24 protein-coding genes are annotated in these 25282 nt (G+C 74.0%); 15 read left to right on the top strand and 9 right to left on the bottom strand.

What is annotated here, in order from left to right:
- The first annotated feature begins 69 nt into the window (after window positions 1-69).
- Window positions 70-762, top strand: coding sequence for a DUF4232 domain-containing protein (locus tag AB4039_RS22940; protein WP_442271688.1), 693 nt, complete (start codon window positions 70-72; stop codon window positions 760-762).
- A gap of 82 nt (window positions 763-844) precedes the next feature.
- On the opposite strand, the gene AB4039_RS22935 is transcribed toward AB4039_RS22940, so the two are convergent.
- Window positions 845-1858, bottom strand: coding sequence for an SMP-30/gluconolactonase/LRE family protein (locus tag AB4039_RS22935; RefSeq protein WP_266841981.1), 1014 nt, complete (start codon window positions 1856-1858; stop codon window positions 845-847).
- Window positions 1859-1936: 78 nt separating this feature from the next.
- On the opposite strand from AB4039_RS22935, the gene AB4039_RS22930 reads away from it, so the two are divergent.
- The 4 genes from AB4039_RS22930 to AB4039_RS22915 all read left to right on the top strand — a co-directional run bounded on the left by AB4039_RS22930 (window position 1937) and on the right by AB4039_RS22915 (window position 5824).
- On the top strand, window positions 1937-2374 hold the full coding sequence (locus tag AB4039_RS22930) for a MarR family transcriptional regulator (RefSeq protein WP_266841982.1): 438 nt from the start codon (window positions 1937-1939) through the stop codon (window positions 2372-2374).
- 103 nt (window positions 2375-2477) lie between these two features.
- Window positions 2478-3674, top strand: coding sequence for an alpha/beta hydrolase (locus AB4039_RS22925; RefSeq protein ID WP_442271687.1), 1197 nt, complete (start codon window positions 2478-2480; stop codon window positions 3672-3674).
- Window positions 3675-3959: 285 nt separating this feature from the next.
- A complete protein-coding gene (locus AB4039_RS22920) occupies window positions 3960-5039 on the top strand; it encodes an alpha/beta hydrolase (RefSeq protein ID WP_442271686.1) in 1080 nt (359 codons plus the stop codon).
- Window positions 5036-5824 carry a trypsin-like peptidase domain-containing protein gene (locus AB4039_RS22915; RefSeq protein WP_266841988.1) on the top strand — a complete coding sequence of 263 codons (789 nt, stop codon included), beginning with the start codon at window positions 5036-5038 and terminating at the stop codon, window positions 5822-5824. The genes AB4039_RS22920 and AB4039_RS22915 overlap by 4 nt, the downstream gene beginning before the upstream one ends.
- A 19-nt stretch (window positions 5825-5843) precedes the next feature.
- On the opposite strand, the gene AB4039_RS22910 is transcribed toward AB4039_RS22915, so the two are convergent.
- From AB4039_RS22910 to AB4039_RS22900, 3 genes are all read right to left on the bottom strand, one after another.
- A complete protein-coding gene (locus tag AB4039_RS22910) occupies window positions 5844-6779 on the bottom strand; it encodes an EamA family transporter (protein WP_266841990.1) in 936 nt (311 codons plus the stop codon).
- Between the two features lie 44 nt (window positions 6780-6823).
- On the bottom strand, window positions 6824-7642 hold the full coding sequence (locus AB4039_RS22905) for an isocitrate lyase/PEP mutase family protein (protein ID WP_442271685.1): 819 nt from the start codon (window positions 7640-7642) through the stop codon (window positions 6824-6826).
- Window positions 7643-8266: 624 nt separating this feature from the next.
- A complete protein-coding gene (locus tag AB4039_RS22900; protein WP_266841994.1) occupies window positions 8267-9379 on the bottom strand; it encodes a pyridoxal-phosphate dependent enzyme in 1113 nt (370 codons plus the stop codon).
- Between the two features lie 243 nt (window positions 9380-9622).
- Here AB4039_RS22900 and AB4039_RS22895 point away from each other — a divergent pair, with 243 nt between their 5' ends.
- Window positions 9623-11197, top strand: a complete 1575-nt coding sequence (locus AB4039_RS22895) for a S8 family peptidase (RefSeq protein WP_442271684.1) — start codon at window positions 9623-9625, stop codon at window positions 11195-11197.
- Between the two features lie 241 nt (window positions 11198-11438).
- Here the strand turns inward: AB4039_RS22895 and AB4039_RS22890 are convergent, their stop codons facing one another.
- Complete coding sequence (locus AB4039_RS22890) at window positions 11439-11666, bottom strand: hypothetical protein (protein ID WP_266844175.1); 228 nt, start codon at window positions 11664-11666, stop codon at window positions 11439-11441.
- A gap of 72 nt (window positions 11667-11738) precedes the next feature.
- Between AB4039_RS22890 and AB4039_RS22885 the strand changes: the two genes are divergently transcribed.
- Window positions 11739-12149, top strand: coding sequence for a hypothetical protein (locus tag AB4039_RS22885; RefSeq protein WP_442271683.1), 411 nt, complete (start codon window positions 11739-11741; stop codon window positions 12147-12149).
- Here AB4039_RS22885 and AB4039_RS22880 read toward each other — a convergent pair.
- The gene (locus tag AB4039_RS22880) at window positions 12130-12795 is read right to left on the bottom strand and encodes an HAD family hydrolase (RefSeq protein WP_266842000.1); all 666 of its coding nucleotides are present in this window, start codon (window positions 12793-12795) and stop codon (window positions 12130-12132) included. The two genes, AB4039_RS22885 and AB4039_RS22880, sit on opposite strands and share 20 nt — an antisense overlap.
- A 156-nt stretch (window positions 12796-12951) precedes the next feature.
- Here AB4039_RS22880 and AB4039_RS22875 point away from each other — a divergent pair, with 156 nt between their 5' ends.
- From AB4039_RS22875 to AB4039_RS22840, 8 genes are all read left to right on the top strand, one after another.
- A complete protein-coding gene (locus AB4039_RS22875) occupies window positions 12952-14061 on the top strand; it encodes a DUF4190 domain-containing protein (RefSeq protein WP_442271682.1) in 1110 nt (369 codons plus the stop codon).
- A 137-nt stretch (window positions 14062-14198) separates the two neighbouring features.
- Window positions 14199-14951: a GntR family transcriptional regulator gene (locus tag AB4039_RS22870; protein WP_266842003.1), complete on the top strand. Its 753-nt coding sequence runs from the start codon at window positions 14199-14201 to the stop codon at window positions 14949-14951.
- A 115-nt stretch (window positions 14952-15066) separates the two neighbouring features.
- On the top strand, window positions 15067-15285 hold the full coding sequence (locus AB4039_RS22865) for a hypothetical protein (protein ID WP_442271681.1): 219 nt from the start codon (window positions 15067-15069) through the stop codon (window positions 15283-15285).
- Window positions 15286-15715: 430 nt separating this feature from the next.
- Entirely contained in the window at window positions 15716-15910 is a 195-nt protein-coding gene (locus AB4039_RS22860; protein ID WP_266842006.1) for an SPOR domain-containing protein, read from the top strand.
- 27 nt (window positions 15911-15937) lie between these two features.
- Window positions 15938-16348: a (deoxy)nucleoside triphosphate pyrophosphohydrolase gene (locus AB4039_RS22855; protein ID WP_266842008.1), complete on the top strand. Its 411-nt coding sequence runs from the start codon at window positions 15938-15940 to the stop codon at window positions 16346-16348.
- Window positions 16349-16512: 164 nt separating this feature from the next.
- The gene (locus tag AB4039_RS22850; protein WP_442271700.1) at window positions 16513-16941 is read left to right on the top strand and encodes an ATP-binding protein; all 429 of its coding nucleotides are present in this window, start codon (window positions 16513-16515) and stop codon (window positions 16939-16941) included.
- Between the two features lie 184 nt (window positions 16942-17125).
- Window positions 17126-19765, top strand: coding sequence for a SpoIIE family protein phosphatase (locus tag AB4039_RS22845; RefSeq protein ID WP_442271699.1), 2640 nt, complete (start codon window positions 17126-17128; stop codon window positions 19763-19765).
- A gap of 214 nt (window positions 19766-19979) precedes the next feature.
- Window positions 19980-20777, top strand: a complete 798-nt coding sequence (locus AB4039_RS22840; protein ID WP_442271680.1) for an alpha/beta fold hydrolase — start codon at window positions 19980-19982, stop codon at window positions 20775-20777.
- Between the two features lie 12 nt (window positions 20778-20789).
- On the opposite strand, the gene AB4039_RS22835 is transcribed toward AB4039_RS22840, so the two are convergent.
- From AB4039_RS22835 to AB4039_RS22825, 3 genes are all read right to left on the bottom strand, one after another.
- Complete coding sequence (locus AB4039_RS22835; protein ID WP_442271679.1) at window positions 20790-21518, bottom strand: PspA/IM30 family protein; 729 nt, start codon at window positions 21516-21518, stop codon at window positions 20790-20792.
- 62 nt (window positions 21519-21580) lie between these two features.
- Complete coding sequence (locus AB4039_RS22830; protein ID WP_442271678.1) at window positions 21581-23692, bottom strand: TPM domain-containing protein; 2112 nt, start codon at window positions 23690-23692, stop codon at window positions 21581-21583.
- 52 nt (window positions 23693-23744) lie between these two features.
- Window positions 23745-25282 (bottom strand): outer membrane protein assembly factor BamB family protein (locus AB4039_RS22825; RefSeq protein WP_442271677.1); only part of this gene is annotated, 1538 nt, incomplete at its 5' end.

Raw genomic sequence — 25282 nt, 5'->3', positions numbered from 1 at the left:
TGCACCGCCTTTGTGCACCGCCCACGTGCGCCGCCTCCGTGCGCCGACCGATCGTTCCGGGGAACCACCATGCCTGCCTGCCGCAAGAACACCGTCCTGGCCGCTGCCGCCATCGCCGTCCTGTCGCTGGGGCTGACCGCCTGCGGCGGCGCTGACGGAGCCCCGAAGGCCGCGGCGGACCAGGCCGCCCCGCAGGGTGTCCCGCAGCCCGCGTCCGGTAAGGCGGGCGGCGGGTCGGACGCCCGGGCCGCCGGCAAGAAGGGCGCCGCCGCGGGCGGCGCGTCGTCGGGCGGCGGTGCGTCGGCCGGCGCGTCGACGGGCACGGTCAGCGTCCCCGCCTGCACCCACGAGGACGTGAAGATCACGGTGGCGAAGGCCGAAGGGACCCCCACCGAGCACGTCACCCTGACGGCCGCCAACACCTCCGGCCACTCGTGCCGCCTCTACGAGTACCCGCTGATCGCCTTCGGGGACGTCCAGACCGCCAAGGACGTGCCGGCCGTCGCGAAGAGCAAGCCCGCCGCCCCGGTCGTCCTGAAGGCCGGCGTGCCGGCGTACGCGAACGTACGCATCGCCGCCGGGGGCGCGCACGAGGACGGCAAGGTCGTCACCCGCTTCAACGTGAACCTCTTCGCCGCCGACGGCCCGGCCGAGGGCAGCGTCGTGGTCACCGCGCCCGCGGGCGGCCTCGCCGTGGACGAGGCCGCCGCGAAGACGGGCTACTGGACCTTCGAACTGCGCGCCGGCGCCGACGAGTTCTGAAGGGAGGGCCCGCCCGGCTGCCGCCCCCCGCACCCGAAGCGCGGCCCCCGGTGCTCCCGCCCGGCCCGTTGAGGCCCCGCCGTCAGAGGCCGCGGACCTCGGCGACCGTGAAGGTGGTCGGGGTGCCGCCGGTGGGGTTCATGGGGCCGCCCTGGTCGAACTGGGAGCGGACCACCAGGGTGCGGCCCCGGGTGTGGGTGAGGGTGGTGGGGATCTGGAGCGAGGGGTCCGTCAGGGTGCGGGTCAGGCGGGCGCGGGTGCCGTCCGCGCTGAGCTGCCAGCGGGTCAGGGTGTTGGGGAGGTTGTGGGCCACGCGCAGGGTGCCGTCGGGGGAGAGGTCGAGGCCGTCGGCGGCCTTGAGGTCGCCGCCGGTCAGGGCGACGCGGCCGAGTGCGCCGGTGCGGAGGTCGACGCGGTGGAGGTCGCCCGCGGTCATGTCGACGGCCAGCAGGTAGTGGCCCGCCGGGTCGGAGACGATGCCGTTGAGGGCGAAGCTGCCGGGGGGCGCCGGGGTGAGGTGCCCGGTCAGGTCGTAGGCGACGGTCAGGGCGCCGGAGCCGGCCCGCAGCTGGGCCGGGGTGACCCGGTAGATCACCGGGCGGGCGCTGTCGGTGAGGTAGGCCGTGCCGTCCGGGGTGATGGTCAGGTCGTTGATGAAGCGCGGGCCGGTGCCCGGCACCTCGAAGTGGGCCAGGCGTGCTCCGGTACGGGTGTCGTACACCGCGACCCCGGTCGTGGAGTCGGTGACCCACAGCCGGCCCCGGGCGTCGACGCGCAGGCCGTTCGCCGTGTGCCGGCCGTCGGCGCCGGCGGGGAGGAAGACCTCGGCGGTGCGGGCGCCCGGGCGGGCGCGGTAGACGGTGCCGTCCGCGTACGAGCCGACGTAGACGGTGCCCGTACGGGAGTCGGAGGCGATGCCCTCCGGGTAGACCTTCGCCCCGGGCAGGGTGAACGCCGTCGAGATCCGGGGGGCGGGCGCGGCGGTGGCGGGCGACGGGGGAGCGGGCGCGGCGGCACCGGCCGGCGTCGCGGCGGCCACGGTGAAGGCCGCCGACACGGCGAGGGCCACGGCGAGGGGCTTCGACAGCTTAGGCATGGGTGGATCCTTCTCATCGGGTGAATTCGAAGGGTAGTTAGAGTTCTAATGGTTGGCAAGGGTCGTAGGATTCCCTCCATGACGTCCATGCCCCCCGAGGAGCGCATCGGCTCGCACATCAAGCGGGCCGAGCAGGCACTCCTCGCGGCGAAGAACACCGCCTGCAGGCCGGCCGCCGTGACGGTGCCGCAGTACGCGGCCCTGCTCTGGCTCGCCGAGAAGCCCGGGATCTCCGCCGCCGCCCTGTCCCGGCTCTGCGGGGTCACGCCGCCGACGATGAACACCGTCCTGAAGAACCTCCAGGAGCGCGGGCTGATCGAGCGGACCCCCCACGAGTGGCACCGCAACGTGCTGGAGACCCGGCTCACCGAGGAGGGCCGCGCCGTGATGGAGCGGGCGGACGAGGGCGCCGTCCGGGTCGAACGGGCGCTCGCCGCGGCCCTCTCCGCCGAGGACCGGGAGCGGCTCGTGGAGCTGCTCGGACGCTGCGCCGAGGTGCTCGACACCCTGAAGTGACCCCGAGGTGACCGGGGGGTCCGGGCGCGGCCACCGGAAGTTCCGCCCCTGTTTTTGCGCGGATTCGGAACTTTCCAGGACACTCGCACATCAGGACCAGTGGATGTCCGTCCAGCCGTTCTGCCCCGCCCCGGGGCAGCCCCGACCCTTCGGAGCGAAGTCCGTGCACGAGTACCCGCAGCAGCCGTCCGGACCCGACCCCGAGCCGGGGCGGGGCCGGGGCCGCTCCCGGCGCGCGATCTGGATCGGCGCGGGCGTGGCCTGCGCGCTGCTCCTCGGCGGCGGGGGTTTCGCCGCCTGGAAGAACGAGTGGTTCTCCGGCAACGGCGAGGCCGTCAGCTTCGGCCCGGCGGCCGACCGGCCCGCCCCGGCGTCCGGCGGCTCCGGGCAGAAGTCCCCGAGCGCCGCCCCGGTGGCCCCGCCCAAGCCCACCGGCGACCCGGACGTGCTCATGCCGTCCGGCCCGAAGTCCGACTTCAAGCAGACCGCCAAGCTCGACGACGGCACCGTCATAGCCAAGACCCGCCTGACGGGCGCCAAGTCCGGCTTCGAGGGTGACGTCTGGGTCTGGGCCCCCAAGGAGTACGACGACCCGAAGTACGCCAAGAGCGCCTTCCCGGTCCTGATCGCGCTCCCCGGCGGCAACGGCTACCCGACGAACTACTGGGCCGACCGCAGCCTCGGCCTCCAGAAGGCCATAGCCGAGGGCGTCGAGGCCGGGACCAGCCTGCCGTTCATCGTGATCATGCCGGTGCTCAACCCGGACAACAAGTACTACTACGACGGCGCCGACATACCGGGCCAGCCCAAGATGGGCACCTGGATGGCCGAGGACGTCCCGGACTTCGCCCGCGCGAACTTCCGTACGTACAAGTCCCGCGACGGCTGGGCCTTCATGGGCTCCTCCTCCGGCGCCTTCGTGGGCATGAAGACCGTCCTGCAGTACCCGGACCGCTTCAAGGCGGTCATCGCCAGCGGCGGCGAGATCACCCCGGACTCCCCGCTCTGGAAGGGCCACCAGGCCGAGATGGACGCGAACAACCCGGAGAAGCTCGCCCGGAAGCTGATCGACTCCAACGGCCCCGAGGTCTACATCAACTTCCAGGTCGGCACCAAGGAGACCGGCAAGGACCGGATGACGAAGTTCGTGCGCGAGTACGGCAAGGGTCCCGTCAAGACCACCATCCGCGACATCCAGAACGGCGAGCACAACGGCTGGCACTACGTGCGCGGCATGAAGGAAGGCTCGCTGGAGTGGGTCAGCAAGGTGCTGAAGGGCCCGAAGCCCGAGGCCGGCTGACGCGCCCCACCCGGACACCCGTCCCCCCGGACGCCCACCGCACCCGGACGCCCACCGCACCCCGGACACCCGTCCCACCCCGGACGCCCACCGCACCCCGGACACCCGTCCCACCCCGGACGCCCGCCCCACCCGAACGCCCGTCCGCCACGTGGCCCTCGCCACGTCGCACCGGTCCCAGGCAACCCCTACGGTCGTTCACACCTCTGTACAGGTGTGTAAGGGGGACCTATCGGTCCGACCCGTGCCCAACCAGGGCGCCGGAGAAGGAACGGGAACGAATCCGTGCAGTATGACCATCAAGGCGACGGCGGCCCCACGACCGAGGGCGGCCGTCGCCCCCAGCGCCTGCGCCGGGCCCTCATCGGCGGTGCGGTCGCGCTCGCCCTCGCCGTCGGGGGCGGCGCGGCGTACGCCTTCGGGCTCTTCTCCGACATGGGCGACCCGGTGTCCTTCGGGAAGATCCAGGAGTCGGCCGCCGCCCAGGACATCCGGCCGGGGGTGCTGATGCCGACCGGCCCCAAGGCCGCGTTCGTGCGCACCAGCAGGCTGCCGGACGGCACGCAGATCGGCATGACCACCCTGACCGGGGCCAAGTCCGGCTTCACCGGCGACGTGTGGGTGTGGGCGCCCAAGGAGTACGACGACCCGCGCTACGCCAAGAGCGGCTTCCCCGTGCTGATCTCCCTGCCGGGCGGGCGCGGCTACCCCAAGAACTACTGGGGCACCGGCCCGGGGCTCGGTCTCCAGCAGGCCGTGACCGACGGCTTCAAGGCCGGGGCCAGCCTGCCCTTCATCCTGGTCATGCCGGTGATCAACGCCGACACCAAGCACCACTTCGACGGCTCCGACATCCCCGGAGAGCCCAAGATGGGCACCTGGATGGTCGAGGACGTCCCCGCTTTCACGAAGGCCAATTTCCGCACCTTCACCTCCCGCGACGGCTGGGCCTTCATGGGCTCCTCCTCGGGCGGGTTCGGCGCCTTCAAGGACGTGCTGAAGTACCCCGAACGCTTCAAGGCCGTGATCGCCAGCGGGGTCGACATCGTCCCCGATTCCCCGCTGTGGAAGGGGAACCGGCAGGCCATGGACGCGAACAACCCCGAGAAGCTCGCCGAGAAGCTGATCAGGGAGGGCGGCCCGGACGTCTACGTGAACTTCCAGATCGGGACCAAGGAGAGCGGCCGCGAACTGGCCGAGGGCTTCATGCGCACCTACGGGAAGGGCCCCGTGCACACCCGCCTCCAGGTGATCCAGGATGGTGAGCACAATGGGAAGTCGTACGTACGTGGCATGAGGGAGGGCTCCCTGGCGTGGATCAGCAAGGTGATGCAGGGACCTACGCCCGATCCCGCCGTGCGATGAGCCCGGTGGTGAAGGGCGCCTCGGCGGCAGCCGCCGCGGGGATCGCGGCGCTGTGCGCCGTCGTGTTCCTCAAGGCGTCGGGCGACCAGGCGGTGCATCCCTTCCCCACGGTCGGCGTGCTCATGGCCAACGGGGAGCACTGGTGCACGGCGAGCGTGGTCGACAGCCCCCGGGGCAACGTCGTCGCCACCGCCGCGCACTGCGTCGCCCCCGCCGGCGAGGACGGACACGTCGGCGAGGTGGCCCACGACGGCCTCGCCATCGGCGAGCTCTCCTTCGCCCCCGCCTTCTCCGGGGAGGGCGCGGGCACCCAGCCCCTCGGAGTGTGGAAGGTCCGTTCGATCCACGTGGACGAACGCTGGACGAAGTGGGGCGACGAGACCGCCGACTTCGCCTTCCTCACCATCGAGCCCGACGACGACGGCCGCAGCCTGCAGCAGCGGGTCGGCGCGGGGGAGGCGCCGAAGCCCGACTGGACCTCCGGGTACGAGCGGGACGTCACCGTGATCGGCTATCCGGAGTCGGAGCACAACCCGCAGAACAAGCCCGTCTCCTGCACCACCCAGACCCGCCACGACGTGAACGACCCCGACATGCTGTACATCAGCTGCGCGGGCTTCTGGACGGGCACCAGCGGCAGCCCCTGGATCGCCGACCGGGGCGGCACGGGACAGCCGGGCCGGCTGATCGGGGTGCTCAGCGGCGGCGACACGGACGTGGACTCCACCGCCGCGCTCTACGACGAGAAGGCCAAGGCCCTCTACGAGCAGGCGGCCCGCGGCTGACGCGACGCCCCTGGGGCCGCTACTTCTGGCGTTCCGTACTGACGATCACGACGACCCCCGCCACCACGATCGCCCCGCCGAGCACGATCGGCCAGGCCAGGGCCTCGTCGAGGATCAGCGCACCGAGCGCGACCGCCACGACGGGATTGACGTAGGCGTACGTGGACACGAGCGAGAGCGGCGCCGACCGCAGCAGCCACGTGTACGCGGTGAAACCGACGACCGACCCGATCAGCACGAGGTAGCCCAGCGCCAGCCAGGAGGCGGTGGAGAAGGCGCCCGGGTCGAGGCCGTGCTGCTCCCCGCGCAGCAGCCCCACCAGGAGCCCGCCCGTGCCGCCCGCGAGCATCTGGTAGACGCTGCCGGTGAAGGGGTTGCCCGGTGCCGGGAGCTTCGACCCCGAGAAGGAGCCGAGCGACCACAGTACGGAGGCCGCCAGCACCAGCAGCACCCCCGACAGCCGGACCTCACCGCTCAGCCCCGGGCTGGTCAGCACCGCCAGCCCCGCGAACCCCACCAGCACCCCGGCCAGGGTCCGCGCCGGCGGCCGGTCCCCGGTGGCGGCCCGCAGTACCACCAGCCACATCGGCACCGCCGCCACCAGCAGGGCGGCCAGTCCCGACGGCACGGAGGTCTCGGCCAGCACCACCAGGCCGTTGCCGCCCAGCACCAGCAGCAGGCCCACCAGGAACGCCGAGCCGATCTGCGAGCGGGTCGCGCGCAGCGCGCCCGGCCCGTACCGGCAGGCGACGACGACGGCCAGCACCAGTGCGGCGGTGAGGAAGCGCACCCCGGCGGACAGGAACGGCGGCATGGTCTGCACGACGATCCGGATGCCGAGGTACGTCGAGCCCCAGACGACGTACACGAGGCCGAGGGCGGTCCACACCGCGCCGTTGATCCGGCGGCGCGGGGCGGTCGCGGACTCGCCCACCAGTGGGGTCGGGGTGCTCATGGCCGGATCCTATGGTCGTTGCCGTCTGCACGCTTCCCGGTATCTCACCCCTTGAGCAGGGCGTTCACCTCGCCGTACGGGAGCGCGTGCGCGAGGGAGCCGTAGGTGCCGCCGGCGAGCAGCTCCTCGGTGGCGCGCCGGACGACGGCGTACGCGGCCTCGGCCACCCAGGACCCCAGGCTGACCCGGGCCACGCCGAGCGCGCCGAGTTCGGCGACCGGCGGGGTGGCGGGACCGGCGAGCACGTTGAGCGGGGCGTCGATGCCCTTGGCCAGTTCGGCGAGGACGGCGGGGTCGTGGACGCCGGGGACGAAGATGCCGGAGGCGCCGGCGGCGAGGTAGGCGGCGGCCCGCGTCAGGGTCTCCTCCAGACGGCCCTCCGGTGCGCCGAGCCCGCGCAGGTAGGTGTCCACGCGGGCGTTGACGTACAGCGGGACCCCGGCGGCGTCGGCGGCGGCGCGCGCCGCGGCCAGGCGCTCCGCGTGCTCGGCGGGCGCGCGGTCGCCGTCCTCGATGTTCACGCCGACCGCACCGGCGGCCAGCACCCCGGTGACGGTCTCCCCGACGGCGGTGGCGTCCGCGCCGAAGCCGCCCTCGATGTCGGCGGTGACGGGGACGGGGACGGCGGCGGCGACGCGGGCGATCAGGTCCAGGGCCCGGTCCCGGGCGAGGGCGTCGCCGTCGGGCGCCCCGAGGGACCAGGCGACGCCGGCGCTGGTGGTGGCCACGGCGGGCGCGCCGGCGGCGAGGGCGATGCGGGCGCCGGCGACGTCCCAGACGTTGGCGAGGGCGAGGGGGGCGGCGGGGGTGTGCAGGCGGGCGAAGGCGGTGGCCCGTGCGGCGAGGTCGGCTGTCGTGGTCATGACCCCAGTCCAGCAGACTGGACGGGCGGAGGCTGGCGAATTCCCGCCGTCCACGTCCGGCGTCCACGGCCGCCGGCCGGGCTCCGCCGGTCGGGTCTGGCTGGTCGGGCGCTGCCGGTCTCCTCGCCGGTCGGGTTCCGCCGGTCAGGCTCCGCCGGTCGGGGTTTTGCCGGTCGGGTCTGGCTGGTCGGGCGCTGCCGGTCTCCTCGCCGGTCGGGTTCCGCCGGTCAGGCTCCGCCGGTCGGGGTTTTGCCGGTCGGGTCTGGCTGGTCGGGCGCTGCCGGTCTCCTCGCCGGTCGGGCTGCGCGGGTCGGGTTCCGCCGGTCGGGTCTGGCCGGTCGGGCTGCGCGAGTCGGGTTCCGCCGGTCGGGCGCTGCCGGTCTCCTCGCCGGTCGGGCTGCGCGAGTCGGGTTCCGCCGGTCGGGCTTGGCCGGTCGGGCTGCGCGAGTCGGGTTCCGCCGGTCGGGCTTGGCCGGTCGGGCCTGGCTGGTCGGGCTGCGCGGGTCGGGCTCCGCCGGTCGGGCTCCGCCGGTCGGCCCCCCGCCGCTCGCGCCCCGCCGGGTCAGGCTTCGCCGTCGGCCGGGCTCCCGCCGATCCGGATGGTCCGGCGGGAGTCCGTCAGGGTCAGGCGGCCAGGCCCGTCTTCGCTCCCGCGCCGCACAGGGGGAGGACCGCCGTGCGGCCCTGGAGCGGGTCGCCCGGGGCGTCGGGGCCGACCGCGGCCCAGCAGGCCGCCGCCGTCGGCTCGACGAACAGGCCGCGCCGGGCCAGGTCCCGCTGGGCTTCGCGCAGCCGGTCGTCCGGGACCGTCAGGAAGGTCCCGCCGGACTTGCGGACCGCCGCCAGGATCTGCCGGGCCCGCGGCGGCGCCGGGATCGCGATGCCCTCCGCCAGGGTGGGGAGCTGGGGCACCGGCTCCGCGTCCTCCGCGCCCGCCGCGAAGGCGGCCGCCAGCGGGGACACCGCCTCCGCCTGCACCGCGATCAGCGCGGGCGCCCGCACCCCGCGCCGGGCCAGTTCCTCCACGGCCAGCGCCGCGCCCAGCAGCAGCGTGCCGTTGCCGACGGGGACGACGAGGGCGTCGGGGAGGCGGCCGCCGAGCGCCTCCCAGATCTCGTACGCGTACGTCTTCGTGCCGTGCAGGAAGTAGGGGTTGAAGACGTGGCTCGCGTAGAAGACCCCCGGCGCGTCCGCCGCGGCGCGGGCGGCCTCCGCTGTGGCCTCGCGCCCGCCGGGGACGATCCGTACGGCCGCCCCGTGCGCCCGCATCTGTTCCGTCTTCTTCGCCGAGGTGCCCTCGGGCACGAAAACTTCACAACTCAGCCCGGCCCGCGCGCAGTACGCCGCCACCGAGGTCCCCGCGTTGCCACTGCTGTCCGCGATCACCCGCTCCGGACCCAGTCGCCGGGCCAGTTCGGCGAGCATCACCGCGCCCCGGTCCTTGAAGGACAACGTCGGCATCAGGTAGTCGAGTTTGGCGTGAATCCGCTCCGCGAGCGGGACCAGTGGGGTGTGCCCCTCCGCGAGGGAGACGGAGAACGCCCCCGGCAGTGGCAGTACGGGCGCGTACCGCCACAGGGAGGGGGGCCCGGCCGCCGGTTCCAGCGGGGCGGCCGGATCGGGCGTGAAGTCGAGGTCCCACGGACCTCCGCACAGGGGGCAGCACCACGGCGCGGTCCGCACGTCCGCGCGCGTGCCGTCCTCGGGGCAAAGGTAACCAGGGAGTGCATGCGTCACGTGCGGACCACCTTTGCTCGTTCATGGCCGGTATATGGCACGGATGTTACGCGTCCGTTGTCCTCTTGTGGGACGGCGCACGGGTGGGTCAACCTTTCGGAGGCGACGGCCCGTTGGGCTCAATGCATTGTCATGAGCATGCTTAAAAGTGTCTCGGACGGGCCCTCCGGATTCCCGCTCGACCCCCCGCTCGAACCCCCGCACAGCCCCCCGCAGCGCACCGCCTATGAGGAGGACCCTCACATGTCCGTGATGCGTCACACCCGCCGGAAGACCGCCGGCGTCAGCGCGATCGCCGTCCTGGCCCTCGCGCTCGGCACCGCCGCCGCGTTACCCGCCTCGGCGGCCGACCGCGGCGCGCAGGGCGTCATCGAGAACGCGGGGGCCGCCGGGTCCATCCCCGGCAGCTACATCGTGACCCTGGACGACTCCGCGGCCCGCTCCACCGCCGACAGCGGCAAGGCCGTCGCCAAGCGGTACGGGGCGAGGATCGACCGGACCTACAGCGCGGCCCTCAACGGCTACTCCGTCGAGGTCTCCGAGGCGCAGGCCAGGAAGCTCGCCGCCGACCCGGCCGTCAAGTCGGTCGTGCAGAACCGCGTCTTCACCGTCGACGCCACCCAGCCGACCCCGCCGTCCTGGGGCCTGGACCGCATCGACCAGCGCGCGCTCCCCCTCGACCAGAGCTACACCTACCCGGACAAGGCCGGGGAGGGGGTGACGGCGTACATCATCGACACCGGTGTCCGGATCACCCACCAGGACCTCGGCGGCCGCGCCTCCTACGGCTACGACGCCATCGACAACGACAACACCGCCCAGGACGGCCACGGCCACGGCACCCACGTGGCCGGCACCGTCGCGGGCACCACGTACGGCGTGGCGAAGAAGGCGAAGATCGTCGGCGTCCGCGTCCTCGACAACAACGGCTCCGGCACCACCGCCCAGGTCGTCGCCGGCATCGACTGGGTGACCCGCAACGCGGTCAAGCCCGCCGTGGCCAACATGTCGCTCGGCGGCGGGGCGGACTCCGCGCTGGACACCGCCGTGCGCAACTCGATCGCCTCCGGCATCACCTACGGCGTCGCCGCGGGCAACGAGTCCACCGACGCCTCCACCAAGTCCCCGGCGCGCGTCGCCGAGGCCATCACCGTCGGCGCCACCACCAACACGGACGCGAAGGCCAGTTACTCCAACTACGGCTCCATCCTGGACGTCTTCGCCCCCGGCACCTCCATCACCTCCTCGTGGGGCACCGGCGACACCGCCACGAACACCATCTCGGGCACCTCGATGGCCACCCCGCACGTCGTCGGCGCAGCGGCCCTCTACCTCTCCCAGAACCCGGCCGGCACCCCGGCGCAGGTCCGTGACGCCCTCGTCGCGGCGGCCACCCCGAACGTCGTGACCGGCCCCGGCACGGGCTCCCCGAACCGCCTGCTGAACGTGGGCGCCGGCACCACCCCGCCGAACCCGGGCACCCGCTTCGAGAACACCGCCGACTACGCGATCAACGACAACTCCACCGTCGAGTCGCCCATCACCGTCAGCGGGATCTCCGGCAACGCCCCGGCGACGCTGAGCGTGCCCGTCGACATCAAGCACACGTACGTCGGTGACCTCAAGGTCGACCTCGTCGCCCCCGACGGCACCGTCTACAACCTGCGCAACCGCACCGGCGGCAGCGCGGACGACATCATCCAGACCTTCACGGTGAACGCCTCCTCCGAGGTGGCCAACGGGGTCTGGAAGCTGCGGGTCGCCGACCTCGCCGGTGCGGACACCGGGAAGATCGACTCCTGGGCCCTGCAGTTCTGAGGTGAACCCCGCCCGGACGACCGGGCGGGCACTTCGTGAATCCCGCACAGTGAGAGAGCAGATGGGGTCCGGTTCGAAAGCGGGCCCCATCTGCGGTTGTGTCCGGGCGGCCGGTGCGGTGCGGCCCCGATCCTCTCCCTGGGGCGTGTGCAGGAAAGAGCGGGTCAGCGGATGCCGATCACGATGAGGGCGAAGATGCCGAGTGTGATCAGCACATAGGCAGCCTGCCGGCCGAGCTCGGTCACCGCCCGCTCGAAGCCGCAGCGAGGGTCCGGACGAACCGTGCCAGGCCGCGCGCGTAGTTCCACCGCCCGTGGTCGTCGGCGCGGAGGGGCCCCGCGCTGACGAAGTACGCCCACTCGGTCAGAGCGGCCCCCGCGCGCTCGGTCCGCCGGCCGGCCGGCGCGCGGTCGAGCTCGGCGCGCAGCCCCTCCCCGGCCGCGATCAACTCCTCCACGAGCCGGGCCACGGGTGCGGCGAGTGCGCAACACGCTGCGGCGACACACGCGCAGCCCTCAACCTCATCACCCGTGCCGAGGAGGTGCTCGCAGCCGGCAGCGAGCACTGCAACCCCGAGTGGATGGACTGGTTCTCATCCGTCCGGCCGGCTGCGTTCAAAGGCAACACCCAGCTCGTGGCCGGGCACCTTCCGCAGGCCCGGGCAACGCTGCTCCGAGCACTGGAAGAACTCCCGTCGGACGCGGAGAAGCAGCAGACGGTGATCCTCGGGGACCTGGGGGCCGTCGAGGCGGCGGCCGAGAGCCCGGAAGCTGCGGCCGAGTACGCGCTCCACGCGATCGACCTGCTCGAACAGCACTGGTCCGCCACGGGGATGGAACGCATCCGGGCCGTACGGCGTGCACTCATCCCGTGGCAGCACGAGCAGTACGTTCGAGACCTCGACGACCGTCTTTACGACTGGGGGCCTGTGGTCAACGCTCTTGCGAGTTGAAGTCGACGATCCGGGCGGGCAGCTCTTCCAGGCTCTCGATCCGGAACGTCGGCAGTTTGAGGGCTTCGGGAGTGTTCCACTGGATGGTGGCCCATGGGCCCCGGCGGATCAGCGCGGTGTGCATGCCTGCGGCTGCGCCGGGGCGCAGGTCGTTGTCGACACGGTCGCCGACGTACAGGATCTCGTCGTTGGCGAACGGGACGACGTCGGCGACGCGCTCGAAGAAGGTGATGTCCGGCTTGCTGGCGCCCCGGTCGTCGGACGTGCCGATGAGGTCCACGTCGGTGGTGAACAGGTCGCGCAGCAGCCCGCCGGCGCGGACCGTCTGATGACCCGCGATGCCCAGCCACAGTCCGGCCGCCCGCAGGGCCGCCAGTGCCGGCCGTACGTCGGGGTAGAGGTCGTCCTCGCCGAACCATTCCGGTTTCCCGGCTGCCCCGCGAGCCTCCCGCTGCTCCGTGAGGTCGAAGCCGGGACGGAACTCTTGGAACACGTCCCTGTAATCGCGGCCCTGGGTGATGACGGCGCCGAACATCGCGGCAGACGTGTGCCTCGGGATGCCGAGCCGGTCCGCCCATGTGCCGTACTCCCGGGTCTCGTCGACCAGGCACTCTCCGACATCGAACACCACAGCGCGAATCGCCATGTGAACCACCCTAGTCAGGGTCCCGGCCCCGCGAACCTGTCTCCTGGCGCCCGAAGGTGAGAGGGGGTGTTCGTCTGCGCGGAGGGCTCGCTGCGTACTATTTCGCGCGTTCGTTCGCCCCTTCCCCGCATCCCCCTTGATGGAGCACCTCGCCCCGTGAGCACCCCGCCCCCGCACCAGCCACTCATGGGCCGGGGGCCGTTGCGGCCGGCCCTCAACGGGTTCGCCCTCGCCTCCCTGCTGGTCGGGCTGCTGTGCCTGCCGCCCCTCGGCATCGTCTTCGGGGTCGTGGCGCTGGTGCAGGTCGCGCGCAAGGGGGAGCGCGGCAGGGCGCTGGCGGTCGTGGGACTGGTGGTCTCCGTGGCGATGACGGCGGTACTCGTCTTCGGCGCGGGCCGCTACGGAGGGACCGTCCTCGGGCGGCTCGGCCCGGCGGAGGAGCCGGCGCGCGTCGAGGGCGAGCTGACGGGCATCGACGAACTGCGCGCGGGCGACTGCTTCAACGTCCCCGGCAGTGACCTCCTCGACGAGGAACCCTTGATCCACCGCATCGGCTGCGAGCGGGTGCACGACGCCGAGGTGACCTCGACCGGCCCCCTCGGACTCACGGGCTCCCCCGGCACGACGCAGCTCAAGGAGGCGGCGGCGCGGGCGTGCTGGAAGGCGCAGGACGCGTACGCGATGGACACGTGGGCGCTGCCCCCGTACGCGGAGATGTTCTACTTCGCCCCCACGGGCGAGACCTGGCGCGACGGCGACCACGGGCTCCTGTGCGTGATCGGCACCTCCGGCCGGGAGCACCGGGGCAGTCTGCGCAAGGACTCCGGCATGCTCACGGTCGATCAGGTGGCCCTGCTGAGCGTGCTGAACGAGTCCGACCAGGTGCTGGGCGACCATCCCCGGCAGGAGCTCGGCGTGGCGCTGGCGGAGTACCGGTCGTGGGCGCGCGAGGTCGACGGGGCACTGGGCGCGGAGGCCGGGCTGCTCCAGGGGGTCGCGGGCCGGCCGGGAGTGGGTCCGGCGGCGGAAGCCCTGCTGAAGGAGGTCGAGGCGGCGCGCGAGCAGTGGCAGCGGGCCGCGCGGGCGGGGAAGGCGGAGGAGTTCCAGCGAGCGTGGGACGCGGCACTGGGGGCCACGAGGATCGACACGGAGAAGGCGCTGCGGGGTGCGTACGGATTGTCGACCCGGGTTCCGGAGTGGCTTGAGGAGTTCCCGGGAGACTCGGGCGGGGGCTCGGGGCGCGGGTCCTGGTCGGAATCGGCCTGAGGCCTCGCGGGTAACGCGCGGTAACGGGTTTGAGTGACCAGGCTTCATCACTTCGAGTGAAACTCTGGCCCGTGCTTGCGCACTTCAACGGTGGGTTGCCAGGGTGTAGCTGTCTGTCAACCTGATGGGAGTGGCCCGTGACTTTCGGTGAGCAGCCGGCCTATCTGCGCGTCGCCGGGGATCTGCGGCGGAAGATCGTCGATGGGTCCCTGCCCCCGCACGCCCGGCTCCCCTCGCAGGCCCGGATCCGCGAGGAGTACGGGGTCTCCGACACGGTCGCGCTGGAGGCCCGCAAGGTCCTCATGGCGGAGGGGCTGGTCGAGGGCCGCTCCGGGTCCGGCACGTACGTGCGCGAACAGCCGGTCCCGCGGCGGGTCGCCCGCTCCGGCTACCGCACGGGCGGCGTCTCGACCCCGTTCCGGCAGGAGCAGGCCGAGGCGGGCGCCCGCGGCACGTGGGAGTCCAGCAGTGAGCAGACCGGCGCACCGGCGGAGATCGCGAAGCGGCTGGGCATCGAACCGGGCGACCGCGTCATGCGCACCCGGTACGTCTTCCGCGACGCGGGCGAGGCGATGATGCTGTCCACCTCCTGGGAGCCGCTGGCCGTGACGGGCCGCACCCCGGTGATGCTGCCCGAGGAGGGGCCGCTCGGGGGCTCGGGGGTGGTGGACCGGATGGCGGCGATCGACGTTGTCGTGGACAACGTGGTCGAGGAGGTCGGCGCCCGGCCCGGCCTGGCCGAGGAGAGCATGTCGCTGGGCGGCGTCCCGGGGCACGTGGTCCTGGTCGTGAGCCGGACGTACTTCGCGTCGGGGCGGGCGGTGGAGACGGCGGACGTGGTCGTCCCGGCGGACCGCTACCGCCTCTCGTACCACCTGCCCGTCCGCTGACCCGCCCCCGGCCGGGCCCTCCCCGGGACTCGCCCCCGGCCGAGCCTTCCCCGGGACCCCGCCCCCGGCCGGACCCTTCCCGGAATCCCGCCGGGGGCCCGCGCCGCCCGCCGCCGTGGCCGCCGGCCTCGTGATCGACAAGCGGCTCGGACTCGGCCCGCCCTGCGTCGAGTTCGAGCGGGCCTGCCCGCATGCCGTCAACCCGGCGGGTTTCGGCGCGATGGTGATCGCCTCCACCGTCTCGATGCCCGCCTTCTCCGGCCTCTTCGGCACCCGCACCGAGGCCCCTTCCGCCTTCATAGCCGCCGACTCGCCCTGCTCCGGCGCCCGTTGATCGCCTGGGCGGCGGGCGGGACGTGCTCCGTGGCCAGGCCGAACACCGCCAACGGCCCGGACGCGGAGGTCGCGGACGGCGCCGCGACCCCTGCCCGAGCCGTGTGAGAGACGGCGTACGAGCCCCCGGGCGTCGCCGGCCGCCCGCGCGGTCGGGGCCGGTCCGTTCGTTTGTGCGCCGTTCCCTCGACGCGACCTGCGGGGACGTCTGCCGCAAGGGGCCGGGGCCGGGCCGGTGGCCCTGCCGAGACCGTCCGTGCGCCCGGTCCGAACCGGCGCGCACGGCCCGCTCGTACGCCTGGCCGGATGCGTACGCCCCCTAGGTACCTCTTTGTGAAAAACCGTATCCGCTGAGTAAAGGTCGGGCGTAAGCTCCGGCATATGCGCAATGCGGTTTCCTGGGCATGTACATCGGCGGAGGGTGAAGCGCGATGAACGACAGCGGTGCCCTGCTTCCATGGCTGGTCATACGTCAGGACGACAACGGCAACCGCTACCGGGTGGGCCGGTACCCCACCCGGGCCGAGGCCCAGAAGGTCGTCGACAGCCTCGACGACCGGGGACACAAGCAGCTCTACTGGGTCGAGCGGATCGAACAGGGCAGCCAGACTGCCACGATGAACTGACAGTCGGCACTGGCATAGGCTCCGCTCATGACCGTACGTGTGGTTGTGGGCGGAGCCCTTTGTCATGACGGGCGACTGCTGGCCGCCCGGCGCAGTGCGCCCCCCGAGGTCGCGGGCCGGTGGGAGCTCCCGGGCGGGAAGACCGAGCCCGGCGAGTCCGTCCCCGAGGCGCTGGTGCGCGAACTCCGTGAGGAGCTCGGCGTCGAGACCGAGGCGGTGGAGCGGATTCCGGGGGAGTGGCCGGTGAGGCCCGGGCTCGTCCTGCACGTGTGGACGGCGCGGTTGCTCTCGGGGGAGCCCGAGCCGCTGGAGGACCACGACGAGCTGCGCTGGCTCGGGCCGCACGAGCTGGACTCGGTGGACTGGCTCGACCAGGACCGCCCGGCCGTCGCCGAAGCGGGCCGGCGGCTGCGCGACGGGGCGCGCCGGGGCGCATGAAGCGCACGCTGTAGGCCGTCTGCGCCACAGTGCGCCGGTGCCCGGGGGATCGGGCGGGATCGGGTGGTACGACGCCTCAAATATCGGGTATGTCGCTATTAGTCCCTATCTCGTCCCTCTTTCGTCCCCGACGAACCGGACTGGGGTCGCTGGTGGCCCGGGAAGTGATCGGCGTGATCGACACAGACGGTGAATGCGCCGAGTGGGCCTTCCCCGCCGAGCCCGGTGCCGTCCGCACCGCCCGCCACGCCGTGCGCGGCACCCTTCGCTCGTGGGGGCTGGATTCCGTGGGCGACGTGACCGTCCTGCTGGTCAGCGAGCTGGTGACCAACTCCCTGCGCTACGCCTCCGGTCCCATCGGGGTCCGTCTGGTACGGCGCCGTCCCGCCACCCCCGGTCTGGCCGGAGGCCCCGCCCTGCTGGTGGAGGTTTCCGATCCGCTTCCGGATCCACCCCGCGAACGGGTCGCGCAACCGGACGACGAGGGCGGGCGCGGACTGCATCTGGTCGCCGTCTCGGCGCAGCGCTGGGGAACCCGTCACGGGAAGTCGGGCAAGACCGTGTGGTTCGAGTTGGCTCTTCCTGGTGAGTAACAAGGTGAAGGGCGGCAGAGGGTCTCCCGGAGGACGTCCGGTGGAGACCCACTGGGCGTGGCCGGAAAACAACGGGACCCTTTTGTGATCGTGAACGCCGTGCCGTGCGGGGCCGTGGTGCTGAATACTTCGGTCATGGCCGGTCCGGTTGCGGTGAGCTGGAGGGGACGGTCGCGTGAGCGAGATACCTGCGCAGGCACATCAGGCCCGAGTGCCCGGGGAGACGTGGCACGACTCCTTGTGGCACAGCAGCCCGCCTGGCTCGATATATGACTACATAAAGGTCGCTTCTTTCTCGATCGGGTCCGACGGGCTCATCGATCAGTGGAGTCTGCGCGCGGAAGAGCTGTTCGGGCTCACCGCGGCCCAGGCGGTGGGGCGCGATCCGGTGGACGCCTTCATGCCGCCGGAGCTGCGCGCCGGCGGGCACCGCAGGGTCGCGGAGATCCTCGACGGCAAGGAGTGGACCGGCCTGGTCCCCTTCCGTATCCCGGGTGGTGACGGCGAGCACGGCGTGGCCGAGATCTATGTGATGCCGACCCAGACCGAGACCGCCGAACGGGCCGCGCTGTGCGTCGTCGTCGACGTGCGCGCGCTGCGGCGCATCGAGTCCGACCTCGCCGCCTCGCAGGCCATATTCGGCCAATCTCCCTTCGGGTTCCTGCTCTTCGGCACGGACCTGACCGTGCAGCGCGCCAACCGTCGCTTCGCGACCGTCTTCGGCGGGTCGGCGGAGGAGCACCGCGGCCGGACCGTGCACGACTACCTGCCGCCGCACGAGGCCGACCGGATGGCCGAGGCCCTGCGCCGGGTGCTGGAGACCGGCGAGTCCGTGACCGACCTGCGGATCACCGGCGCGGCCCCGGGCAGCCGGGACCACCGGCACTGGTCCATCAACCTCTACCGCGTGCACGGCGGCACCGGCCGTCCGATCGGTATCGCCGGCCTCGGCACCGACGTCACCCGCCGCCACCTCGCCGCCCGCGAGGCCGCCGGGGTGCGGCGCAACCTCGCCCTGCTCAACGAGGCCGGGCACCGGATCGGGAACTCCCTCGACCTGGAGACCACCGCCCGCGAACTCCTCGACGTCACCGTCCCGGGCTTCTGCGACCTGGCCGCCGTCGACCTCTACGAAGGGCTCCTGCTCGGCGACGACGACCGGCCCGCCCGCCCGCAGGGCCCCGGGATGCCCTCGCTGCCCGGCCAGGGGGCCGGCCGGGCCCCGTCCGCGCCGCTGCGGCGGGTGGCTTTCGCCTCCGCGGTGTCCGACGCACCGCTGTCGGGGCCCGGCCCGCTGGTCTCCGTAGGGGAGACCCACCGCTATCCGGCGGCGTCGCCCGGGGCGCTGGCCCTGCGCACGGCGCGCCCCCGGCTGATCGAGGGGGGTGCGCCGGACGGGCTGGTGCAGTCCACGCTGATCGTCCCGATGGTCGCCCACGACACGGTGGTGGGCCTCGCCCAGTTCTCCCGCACGAAGGGCAGCGAGCCCTTCGGCGAACGGGACCGGGCCGTCGCGGTGGAACTGGCCGCGCGCGCCGCCGTCTGCATCGACAACGCCCGCCTCTACCGGCGCGAGCACGAGCGCGCCCTGATCCTGCAGCGCAGCCTGCTGCCCCCGGGCGACCCGGAGGCGGCCGGACTGGACATCGCCTGCCGCTACCTGCCGGGGAACGCGGCCACCGAGGTCGGCGGCGACTGGTTCGACGTCATCGAGCTCCCCGGGCACCGCACGGCCCTGGTCGTCGGCGACGTGATGGGGCGCGGACTGCGGGCCGCCGTCGCCATGGGCGAACTGCGCACCGCCGTACGGACCCTGGCGCTGCTGGACCTGGAACCGGCGGAGGTGCTCACCGCCCTCGACGAGGTGGCCCGCGGCCTCGGCGCCCACGGGGGTCCCCCGGGCGCCGCGGGGGGCGGCTCCCAGCAGGCCTCGCGCGCGGCCCTGCACGCACACGACGCCGACCGCTCCGAGGTGTACCTCGCCACCTGCGTGTACGCCGTCTACGACCCGGTGACCCGGCGCTGCACCATCGCCAACGCGGGCCACATGCCGCCCGTGCTGGTCGAACCGGCCGAGGAGGGCGGGCCGCCGCGCCCCGGCCTGCTGCTGGAGATCCCGACCGGGATGCCGCTCGGGGTGGGCGGCGAACCCTTCGAGGAGGTGGAGGTGGAACTCCCCGAGGGGGCGCTGCTGGCCCTGTACACGGACGGGCTCGTGGAGTCCCGCGACCACCCCCTGGAGGAGGGGCTGCGCGGGCTGCGGGAGGCGGTCGCGGATCCGGCCCGGCCGCTGGAGGAGATCTGCGACCACGTCCTGAACACCCTGCACACCCGGCACGGAGAGGACGACATCGCCCTGCTGATGGCGCGGGTGCAGGGGCTGCCGGTGGACGCGGTCGGCGACTGGCAGCTGCCGCGCGAGGCCCGCTCGGTGGGCCGGGCCCGGGAACTGGCCCGCGCGAAGCTGCCGGCGTGGGGCCTGGAGGGTCTGCTCGACACCACGGAGCTGCTGGTCAGCGAGCTGGTGACGAACGCCCTGCGGTACGGGGAGGGCGAGATCCGGCTCCGCCTGCTGCTGGACCGGACCCTGGTGTGCGAGGTGTGGGACGCGAACCTGGCCCAGCCCCGCCGCCGCCGGGCCCGGGACACCGACGAGGGCGGCCGCGGCCTCCAGCTCGTCGGCCTCCTCTCCGCCGGCTGGGGCACCCGCCGCACCCACCGCGGCAAGACGGTCTGGTTCGAACTCCCCCTCCCCATGCCCGGAGCGCCGGGCGAGACCGTCACCGAACTCTCCGCGGAGCAGCTGCTGAGCATGTACGGCTGACCCGCGAGCCCGGGGCGCAGAGCCGGCCGCCGGCGGCCGCCGCGCTCCGGACCCGCGGTGCGGCCCGGAGCCACCGCCTGCCGTCGCCGGGTCCGGCCGGGCGGGGATTCCGCGGACATCGATCTATACAAGCGTATTGAACAACTGTCATAGACGTGCGTATAGTCCGTTGTGTCGAGACCGACCGCCGCAGCCCGACACGGGGGAGACCGCCATGAACCGCCCGCAGCAGCCCGTCCGCTCCGAACTGACCATCGACGGACGCCGGCTGTCGTACCTGGACTTCGGCGGCGCGGGCCGCCCGCTCGTCGCGCTGCACGGACACCTGTCGGAAGGCGCCTCGTTCGCGCACCTGGCCGACGCGCTGGGCGACGGGTGGCGGGTCATCGCCCCCGACCAGCGCGGGCACGGGGACTCCGACCGGGCCGGGGCGTACACCCGGGCCGGCTACCTCGCCGACCTGGCCGCGCTGCTGGAGCACCTCGGCCTCGGACCCGTCCCGCTCGTCGGGCACTCGCTCGGCGGGATCAACGCCTACCACCTGGCCGCCGAACGGCCCGGGCTGGTCTCCGCGCTCGTCAACCTCGACGCCCCCGTCGACATCCCGCACCGCGAGCCCGGCCCGCTCGCCTTCCTGGCCCGGCTGCCCTACACCGCCCCCACCCGGGAGGAACTCGTCGCCGCCTGCGGTCCGGTGGGCCCGATGCTCGCGCTCGGGATGCGCCCGCTGCCCGGGGGCGAAGGCTGGCGGCTGTCCTCGCACCCCCTCGACACCCTGGACTCCGAAGGTCACGTGCGCGGCGACCACTGGAAGCAGTGGCTCGGCAGTGACTGCCCGGCCCTGCTCGTCAACGGACGCAACAGCCAGGCCCTGCCCGCCGAGCAGGCCGCCGCGATGGCGCGGCGGCGGCCCGGGACGGCCTGCGTGACGCTGGAGGCGGACCACTTCGTCCAGCTCCAGGACCCGGCCGGGGTCGAGTCCGCCGTCCGGGCCTTCCTCGCCGGGCTGTGACGGCGCGGGGGACTATGCCGCCCGGCCGGCCGTGCCGGCCTTGAGCGCGGCGAGGCGGGCCTCGACCTCCGAGGTCCTGCCCAGGTCCTCCAGCGATTCGAACTGGGCGTCCAGGGAGGAGGCGGCCAGCTCCTGCCTGCCCATCGCCATGGCCTCCTCGCGGCGGACCTTCTCCTCGAAGCGGTGGAGGTCGCTGGTCGGGTCCATGACGTCGATGTTCTTGACCGCGTCCAGCATCGTGTTCCGGGCCTGCGCGGTCCTGGCGCGCGCCACCAGCTCGTCACGTTTGGCCTGGAGGTCCGTCAGCTTGTCCTTCATCGAGTCCAGGCCCGCCTTGAGCCTGTCCACCACCTCCGTCTGGGCGGCGATGACCGGCTCCGCCGTCCGCGCCTCCTTCTCCGACCGCAGCTGCCGGCCGAGGGCCACCTTCGCGAGGTTGTCGAACCTGTCGGCGTCCGGCGTGGACCCCGCCGCCCGCAGTCCGTCCGCCTTCCGGCTGGCCGCGAGGGCCTTGACGCCCCACTCGGCCGCGGCGTCCACGTCCTCCTTGTGGTCGGCCTCCAGCATCCGCAGGTTGCCGATGGTGGTCGCCACCGCCTGCTCGGCCTCCGAGATGTTGTTCGTGTAGTCACGGATCAGCTGGTCGAGCATCTTCTGCGGATCCTCCGCCTGGTCCAGCAGGGCGTTGATGTTGGCCCTGGCGAGCTGGGTGACACGGCCGAGGATGGTCTGCTTGCTCATGACGGGTCTCTCCTGACGGGATCTGTGAGGGGTCCGTGTCCTGCGCCCGCGGCCACGCGGCTTCAGAAGCGGCCGCCACCGCCCATCCGCCCCCGGGTGCCGCCCCCGCCGAACGAACCGGGGCCGCCGCCCACGCCCCCGAAACCCCCGCCCCCGAAACCGGCGTCCCGCCCGCCCCCGAAGCCCCCGCCGCCGCGGAGGATCTCGCCGAGGAGGATCCCGCCGAGCACCGCCCCGCCCCGGCCGCCGCCGGAGCGCCCGTCGGCGTACGGGTTCCGGTAGGCCCGTACGTCCTGCTCCGCCAGCTGCTGCGCCTGCCGTGCCAGGGAGTCCGCCCGCTGCGCCTCCGCGAGGGCGCCCGCCGGGTCCTGGGCGGCCAGGGACGCCGACCGCTCCAGGTGCCGCTGCGCCTCCGCCAGCCGGGTGCGGGCCTGGCTGCCGACCGCGCCCCGGCTGGTGGTGACGTAGTCCGTCGCCGCGCCGATCGCACTGCGGGCCGACAGCAGGGCCTGGTCCAGCAGGGCCGCCGCCCGCTGCCGCCCGCCCTCCCGCTCGCGCGCCCCGGCCAGCGCCTCGTCCAGGGCCGCGTCGGCCTCCTCGATCCGGCGCAGGGCGTCGATCGGGTCGTAGCGGCCGGCCGCCTCCTCCCGGCGCACATCGGCCAGGACGGACTCGGCCCGGCCGATCCGGCCCCGCAGGTCGCCGGTGGAGGAACCCTCCGCGGTACCCGTGAGCAGCCCGCGGGCGTCGGCGAGGTCGTCCTCCGTCCCGGTCAGGGCGCCCGGCAGCTTCCCGGCCGCCTCCGCCAGCTCCCGGGCCCGCCGCTCGACCGCGTCCACCAGGGTCGCCGCCTGGTCCACCGCTCCCTCCGCCGCCCGCACGTGCACGGCCGCCGCGCCGTTGTCCCCGGCGCCGACCGCCGTCCGCGCCTCGCCGAGATGGGTGGTCGCGAACAGCAGCCGGTCCTCGGCCTGGGCGGCGTTGGAGGCGACCGGCGCCGACGCGGAGTCCGCGTAGCGGCCCGCCAGCGCCGTCAGGGTCGCCCCGGCGGTCGTCGTCCGCCCGCTCAGCGCGCCGAACCGCGCCTCCACCGCCGCCAGGGCCCGCGAGGCGTTCTTCTCCAGGTCCCGCAGCCGGTCGAAGTCCGCCGACTCCGCGTCGAGCCGCCGGTTCGCCTCCGTGCAGCGCGCCACGATCTCCTCCAGCATCCGGCGCCGCGTGGCGTCGTCCTCCGGGTAGGCGTCGTCCAGCTGCTGGCGCAGCCGGAAGGCGTGGGTCAGCTCGTCCTTGGCGTACTCGACGGCCCCGGTGAAGGCCGCCACCGCCTCCTCGCCGAACTGGGCCGTGGCGAAACCCAGTTCCTCGGTGCTGGTGCGGAGCGCGTCATCGGTCTCCACCAGCAGCGCCTTGGCCCGGCCGTCCAGCTCCGGCAGCGGCGTCGGCTCCGCCCTGGCGCCGTCCCAGCCCGGATGGACCGTCGTCGTACCGCGTCCGCCGCCCCCGCCGCGCTTGCGGCGGGTGTACGCGTACACCCCCAGGGCCCCGGCCGCGCCGACGACGACCACCGGCAGCACGAAGTCCCCGGCCCCGCTCCCGCCGCTCTGCCCGCCCCCGGGGTCGGGCTCGCCGGGCGTGATCGTCGGCACCGGGACGGGCTGCCCGCCGAGCACCGCGCCGTAGCCGTTGGCGGCACCGATGGCCGCGCCCGCCCAGTCGTTCTGCCTCAGGGCGGGCTCGATGGCGGTGCGGGCGACCGTCGCGAGCTGCTCCGGCGTGAAACCGGAGTCCACATCGGCCGAATAGGCGTACTGGCGGGCGCCCGTCGCCACCGCCAGCAGCAGGTCGTTCCGGCCGAGGCCGTTCTTCTGCGCGGTGGCGTCCGCCCAGCTCTGCGCGGAACGGCCGGAGAAGTCGTGCACGTACGTGACGAACAGCTGGATCCGGTGGTCGGCGTACAGCTTGTCCAGCGCCGCCGCGACGGCGGGCTTCCGGTCGCCCAGCGCCCCCACGCGGTCGGTGATCTGCCCCTGCGCGGACAGGGTGACGGGATCCTCGGCCCGGGCGGGCGGCGCCCCGGCGACCCCCCACCCGCCGAACGCCAGCAGCGCGGCGGCGAGGGCCAGCCCGGTCCGTACGGATATCCCGGCGGTTGCGCGTGTTCTCGACGCAGTCACATTTGGGAGGTTATGGGGGCTTCCGTACCCACGCACCCGGAACCTGGGCGGCCTAGGGGAGGGCGACGCCCGTCAACTCCGGGAGCGGGAGGGCCAGCGTGTCGGGGGTCAGGGCCGGCCGCAGGCCGGCGAGCGCGGCGTGCTCCCACTGCCAGCGGGGCTCTCCCCGGTCCAGGTCCAGGCCCGTCACGAACGGCGGCGCCGTACGGCCCAGCAGGCCGCGGCGTCCGCCGCGCAGCGACCTCACGTGGAGCAGGCCCCGCCGCACGCCGAGCAGTTCGAGCGCGCAGCCGGGCCCCTCGTGCCGGGTCACCGGCCGCTGCCAGCGCACCGCGCCCGTCTGCGCGTCCAGCGCGAACACCACGTCCCAGCCCTGCTCCGCACGGTGGGCGGCCACGTACACCACCCCGTCCGCGGACAGCAGCCGGTCCGCCGGCCTGCCCGGGTCGAAGCGCCACAGCTCGTAGCCCTTGCGCCGGTCCAGGGCGCGCACGACACCCCCGTCCAGCACGGGCACCGCCCCCGCCGGTACGTCCGGCACCGCCCGGCCCCCGCCCCCGGACCCGTACCCGCGGGGCCAGGACCACAGGGGCACCCCGCTCGGCAGGTGCAGCGCCCGCAGCTGCCGGCCGTCGCCGAGGACCAGGCACTCGCCCGCCACCGTCACCGTGCGCGGGCCGTCGCCCGCCAGCGGATGCCGCCAGGACGGCTCACCGGTCGCCTTGTCCAGCGCGGTCAGCGCATCCTCCGACGCCCACAGCACCAGGGCTCCCGTCAGGGTGAGGGGCGCACCCGGGCGGGAGCGGTCCAGCTCCCGCCACCAGCGCACCCGCCCGTCCGAGGGCTCCCGCACCACGAGCCGCCCCCACGGGCCGCCGCCCGACTCCACCACCACGCACACGGTGTCCGCGTCGGCCGCGCACCACACCCGCTCCGGCTCCGGCAGCGGCGGCGCCGCGACCCCCTCGTCGGACCAGGCCGTCCAGCGCGCCGCCCCGGTCGCCGCCCCCACGACACCCACCTCGGCGCCCGCCGTCCACACCACGGCGTCCCCGGCCGCGTGCACCGACTCCGGGCGGACCCCCGACCGCCACCGTTGCGTGCCGGGTCCGGCCGGCCGCGCGGGCCGTGCCGGCAGCCGGGACTCCGGGCTCAGGGTCACCGCCACCCGGTGCGGCGGCGGGGTACCGGGATCGGACGCGGCCCCGGCCAGCCAGGGCGCGCCCGCCGTGCAGTCCCTGGCGATCCAGGCCAGCTCCCGCCCCCGCTCGGCGGCCTCGGCCAGCCCGCGCGCGGCGGCCGCCCGCTCCCGGGCGCCGGCCGGGCGGAGCACGGAGCCCCGGCCCCGGTCGTTCAGCTCCCGGGCGGCCTCCAGGGCCGCGCGGGCCGTGTCCACCTCCTCGTCGCCGGTGTCGGGCACGTCCGGCCGGCGCGGGGCGTCCGCCCGCTCGCGCAGCCGCGCGGCGCCATCCTCGACGGTGTGCCGCGAGGCCTGCTCGCGCAGCCGGTCCGCGCGGCCCGCCACCAGCTCCGCGAGGGTCCGCTCCGCCGCGCCGAGGGCCTCGGCCGCGCCCGCCCGGTCCCCGACGG

It is taken from the genome of Streptomyces sp. M-16 (assembly GCF_052114405.1).
Classification (GTDB): domain Bacteria; phylum Actinomycetota; class Actinomycetes; order Streptomycetales; family Streptomycetaceae; genus Streptomyces.
The sequence above is the reverse complement of the archived record's forward strand: the minus strand, read 5'-3'. Positions and strand labels throughout refer to the sequence as shown.